Genomic DNA, 4,246 nt, shown 5'->3' with positions numbered 1-4,246 from the left:
CGTGGGACTGCCGGGCGTCGCGGCCGCGAGCGAGGGCGGGCGGCGCGGCGGCGGCGCGCTGCGTGATCTGCCCGAGGTGACGGTCATCGGCCACCGCGGCACCTCCGGCTACCGCCCCGAGCACACCTTCGGCTCCTACCAGCTCGCGCTCGACATGGGCGTCCACATCATCGAGCAGGATCTCGTCCCCACGAAGGACGGCCACCTCGTGTGCCGGCACGAGAACGACATCACGCAGACCACCGACGTCGCCCAGCACCCCGAGTTCGCCGCGCGCAGGACGACGAAGACCGTCGACGGCGCGAAGCTCACCGGCTGGTTCACCGAGGACTTCACGCTCGCCGAGCTGAAGACCCTGCGCGCGATCGAGCGCATCCCCGCCAACCGCCAGCACAACACCCTCTACAACGGCCGCTGGGAGGTGCCGACCTTCGAGGAGGTCCTGGAGTGGGCCGAGCGGGAGGGCCGGGCACGGGGCCGGAAGATCTGGCTCTACGTCGAGACGAAGCACCCCACGTACTTCCGGGGCATCGGCCTCGGCCTCGAAGAGCGCCTCGCCCGTCTCCTGCGGAAGTACGGGCGCGACACCCGCGACTCCAGCGCGCTCATCCTCCAGTCCTTCGAGCCGACGAGCATCCAGCGCCTGCGCAAGCTCGTGCGGACCCCGGGCATCGTCCTGCTCTCGACGGCCGGCACCAAGCCGTACGACTTCCAGGCCACGGGCGACCCCCGCACCACCGACGACCTCGCCACCCCCGAGGGCCTGAAGTGGATCGCGTCCTTCGCCGACGGCATCGGCCCCGACCTGAGCCTGATCATCCCGCGCAAGGCCGACGGCACGCTCGGCTCGCCCACGAGCCTCGTGCGCGACGCCCACGCCAAGGGGCTGCGGCTGCACCCGTACACCGTCCGCAACGAGAACACCTTCCTGCCGGTGGACTACCGCGTCGGGAGCGACCCGAACGCGTACGGGGACGCCTTCCGGCTCTTCGAGACGTACTACGCGACTGGGATCGACGGGCTCTTCTCGGACAACGGCGACACCGCGCTCCTCGCGCGCGAGAGCTACCTGGCGAAGAGGAACCGCCACTGACCGAGAGGACGTCAGCACGCGAGCGCGGCGGCATACCTCCGGGTGAGCCGCCGCCGTTCGCGGAACCTTTCGCGTCCCCGCGCGGTCCCGCCAGGCATGACCACCACCCCGCCCTCCTACGACCACTGGCACCCCCTCGTACGCACCGCCGCCCGCGCCGAGGCGCTCGCCCACCAGCTCGACGCGGCCGACCTCGAACAGTCCCTGTGGGTCCGGCTCCTGGAGCGGCTGCGCGGCGCGCCGCCGCCCACCGACCCCGCCGCCTGGCTGCGCACGGCGGTACGGGAGGAGGCGCGAGCGGTACGCGCCGAGGCGCGCGGACGGGAGGAGACCGGCCCCGTACGGGAGCGCCCGCGCGTCCCCGAGCCCGCCGACCCGCGCCCGGGGCCCGAGCAGCAGCACATCGAGGCCGAACTCCTCCACTCCGTGCGCGAAGCGGCGGGCCGCCTCCCCGGCCGCTGCCGCGGCCTCGTCCGGGCGCTGCTCTCGCCCCGCGATCTCACCTACCGGGAGATCGCGGCGGAGTTGGGAATCTCACAGGGAAGCCTCGGCCCGAGGCGCTCACACTGCCTGAACTGCCTGGGAAGACTGCTCGGACCGGCCGGCGACCGGGACCGTTCCGGTCCCCGAAGCCGTCCCCAAGGTTTCGCACGGGGGGCGGGATGGGGAATCCTGCGGGAGACACACCGGTGAACAGGTGAGCGGGAGGCGTGCACACATGGGCGCGAGCGTGACCATCTCTGCGGCGACCGAAGAGGACGCCGAGAACATCCTGAAGCTTCAGTACCTCTGCTTCCAGAGCGAGGCGGAGCGGTACGGGGACTGGGGCATCGAACCCCTGACCCAGAGCCTGGAGAGCCTGCGGGACGAACTGCGCTCCGGGCACGTGCTCGTCGCGCGCCTCGGCGACGAGGTCGTGGGCTCGGTACGGGGCGCGGTCGACGAGGGCGGGATCGCCCACATCGGCAAGCTCGTCGTGCACCCCCGGATGCAGCGGCACGGGCTCGGCGGCCGGCTCCTGGTCGCCGTCGAGAACGCGCTCCGCGCCGAGGGCCGCGCCCGCCGCTTCCAGCTCTTCACGGGGCACCGCAGCAACGTGCGCCTGTACCGCAAGTACGGGTACGCGCCCATCGGCACCGAGCAGGTCAGCGAGCGGCTCAGCATGGTGACGCTCACCAAGGAGACGGTCGCGGGCAGGCACCCGGCCGGAGTGTGAGGAACGGGGCGGGCCGCACGTCGCGACCCGCCCCGCGTGATCACCGCCGCGCGCCGGTCAGCGCGCCATCAGCGCGAACACACCCCAGCCCAGGTACCGGCGCTGGTAGCGCGCGTGCCGCACCGGCGCCGTGTCCAGCTCGGCACGCATCCCGGGCGCCATGGGGTCCTGCGGGTTCGCGTCGAGCCAGCGCCGCGTCGTGAGCCACTGCGCGCCGACGTACCGGTCCCAGCCCGCCCGCTCGGCGAGGACCATCTCGACGACGTCGTACCCGAGCGCCCCGAGGGACTCCAGGAGCCCGTCGAGCGGCTGGTACGTGTCCCGCGTTGGCGCGCCGCAGGCCCGCGCGGTCTCCTCGTCGGGCGGCAGCTCCGCCCAGTAGGGCTCCCCGACGAGGAGGAGGCCGCCGGGCCGGAGCGAGCGGCGGAGCAGGTCGAGCGTGCCGGGCACGCCGTCACCGATCCAGGTGGCCCCGAGACAGGCCGCGACATCGACCGGTTCCCCGGCCACGAAGCCGGCGGCGTCGGCGTGCACGAAGCGCACGGCCTCGGCGACGCCGAGTTCGGCCGCGCGGGCGTGCGCGGCGGCGAGGAAGACGGTGGAGATGTCCACGCCCGTGCCGCCGATGCCGTGCGCGCGCGACCAGGTGCAGAGCATCTCGCCCGAGCCGCAGGCGAGATCGAGCACCCGCATGCCGGGCCGCAGCCCGATCGCGCGGCCGAGCAGCGCGAGCTGGTCCTCGGTGAACGGGTTGTGGACGCGGTGTCCGCTCTCGCGGATGGTGAAACTACGTGGGAGATCCAGGGAATCCACGGGTGAAGCTCCTCGAAGGAGAGGTGACGGGGATACGGGTCGCCTCGTGCGACCGGTCGTCCGTGCGCGGCCCGGTGGCCGCGCTCTCCTGCGCCGTCATCAACTCACCCTTTGTGCCTGATCGCCGTCCTGGAACACGGCGAGCGTAGGCACGGTCGCCCGGGCGGGGCCAGCGAATAAACCGCCGCGGGCGCTCAGGCCGTCCGCGCCTTCGCGTCCAGCGCCTCCACCCGGGAGCGCCGCAGCCACAGGAGGGCGCTGACGGGCAGGATCACCGGGATGAAGAGGTAGCCCATGCCGTAGTCGGACCACACCGTCGAGTCCGGGAACGAGTCGCTGTCGACGAGCGTCCAGGTGCCCACGACGAGTACGCCGAACAACTCGATCGCGCAGCAGATCCGCGCCGCCGTGCGCGCGCCCTCGCCCCCGCGTACGAGGCTCCACGTGATGAAGCAGTACACGACCCCCGCGACGGCGGAGAGCACGTAGGCGAGCGGCGCCCGGTCGAACTCGGTGCTCAACTGGTAGACGGAACGCGAGAGCGCGCCGACCACCATGACCCCGTAGACCCACAGGAGCAGGATGCCCGGACCACTGATGAGCCTGGTCCGCCCCGCCGTCCCCGGCTCCCGTGTCGTTACGCGCGCCATCGCTCAGCCACCCCAGATGTCGTAGAGCCGGACTTCGAGAACCGCGAGGACGACGCCGCCGGCCAGCACCGTCATCGAGCCCCATTTGCTGCGCTCGGTGAGCGACATGAACCCGGCCAGCGGGACGCACAGCGCGGCGCCCACGAGGTAGGCCACGAAGATCACCGTGCCCTGGTCCGGGTTCTCGCCGCGCGCGAGCTGGACGACGCCGATGACGAGCTGCGCCAGGGCGAGCAGCGAGACGATCGCCATCCCGATGAAGTGCCAGTCCTTCGTCGGCTGGTCCTTGGCGAAGGCGTACCCGCACCAGGCGGCGAGCGCGAGCGCGGCGACGGCGGTCGCGATCGTCAGGGCATCGAACATGCGGCAGACCCTATTACGGTCCCCATTCCGCCCGAAAAGCGGCCCGCCCCGACCGCGCGCGCCACGCCGCCCAGTCCGCGCGCGTCACCCAGCCCCGTCGCGCGCGCCGGC

6 protein-coding genes are annotated in these 4,246 nt (G+C 72.6%); 3 read left to right on the top strand and 3 right to left on the bottom strand.

Translation table 11 applies throughout. The features are described from left to right. The first annotated feature begins 1 nt into the window (after window position 1). The 3 genes from G3I42_RS29975 (at window position 2) to G3I42_RS29965 (ending at window position 2,309) form a co-directional block, all read left to right on the top strand. Window positions 2-1,093 (top strand): glycerophosphodiester phosphodiesterase, encoded by a 1,092-nt coding sequence (locus G3I42_RS29975; protein ID WP_343244706.1) that lies wholly within the window; start codon window positions 2-4, stop codon window positions 1,091-1,093. Between the two features lie 96 nt (window positions 1,094-1,189). Beyond that, a complete protein-coding gene (locus tag G3I42_RS29970; RefSeq protein ID WP_164290892.1) occupies window positions 1,190-1,786 on the top strand; it encodes a sigma-70 family RNA polymerase sigma factor in 597 nt (198 codons plus the stop codon). 25 nt (window positions 1,787-1,811) lie between these two features. Next, window positions 1,812-2,309, top strand: coding sequence for a GNAT family N-acetyltransferase (locus G3I42_RS29965; RefSeq protein ID WP_164290891.1), 498 nt, complete (start codon window positions 1,812-1,814; stop codon window positions 2,307-2,309). A 57-nt stretch (window positions 2,310-2,366) separates the two neighbouring features. Here the strand turns inward: G3I42_RS29965 and G3I42_RS29960 are convergent, their stop codons facing one another. The 3 genes from G3I42_RS29960 to G3I42_RS29950 form a co-directional block, all read right to left on the bottom strand. Continuing rightward, a complete protein-coding gene (locus G3I42_RS29960; protein ID WP_164290894.1) occupies window positions 2,367-3,113 on the bottom strand; it encodes a class I SAM-dependent methyltransferase in 747 nt (248 codons plus the stop codon). Window positions 3,114-3,316: 203 nt separating this feature from the next. After that, window positions 3,317-3,772, bottom strand: coding sequence for a hypothetical protein (locus tag G3I42_RS29955; RefSeq protein WP_164290890.1), 456 nt, complete (start codon window positions 3,770-3,772; stop codon window positions 3,317-3,319). A gap of 3 nt (window positions 3,773-3,775) precedes the next feature. After that, window positions 3,776-4,135, bottom strand: coding sequence for a hypothetical protein (locus G3I42_RS29950; RefSeq protein WP_164290889.1), 360 nt, complete (start codon window positions 4,133-4,135; stop codon window positions 3,776-3,778). Between the last annotated feature and the right edge of the window lie 111 nt (window positions 4,136-4,246).

Source organism: Streptomyces sp. SID11385, from assembly GCF_010548245.1.
Lineage (GTDB): Bacteria > Actinomycetota > Actinomycetes > Streptomycetales > Streptomycetaceae > Streptomyces.
The sequence above is the reverse complement of the archived record's forward strand: the minus strand, read 5'-3'. Positions and strand labels throughout refer to the sequence as shown.

Bases quoted from the DNA above. Each gene is read 5' to 3' on its own strand.
- G3I42_RS29955 (WP_164290890.1), bottom strand. From the start codon at position 3,772: ATGGCGCGCGTAACGACACGGGAGCCGGGGACGGCGGGGCGGACCAGG.
- G3I42_RS29965 (WP_164290891.1), top strand. From the start codon at position 1,812: ATGGGCGCGAGCGTGACCATCTCTGCGGCGACCGAAGAGGACGCCGAG.
- G3I42_RS29970 (WP_164290892.1), top strand. From the start codon at position 1,190: ATGACCACCACCCCGCCCTCCTACGACCACTGGCACCCCCTCGTACGC.
- G3I42_RS29950 (WP_164290889.1), bottom strand. From the start codon at position 4,135: ATGTTCGATGCCCTGACGATCGCGACCGCCGTCGCCGCGCTCGCGCTC.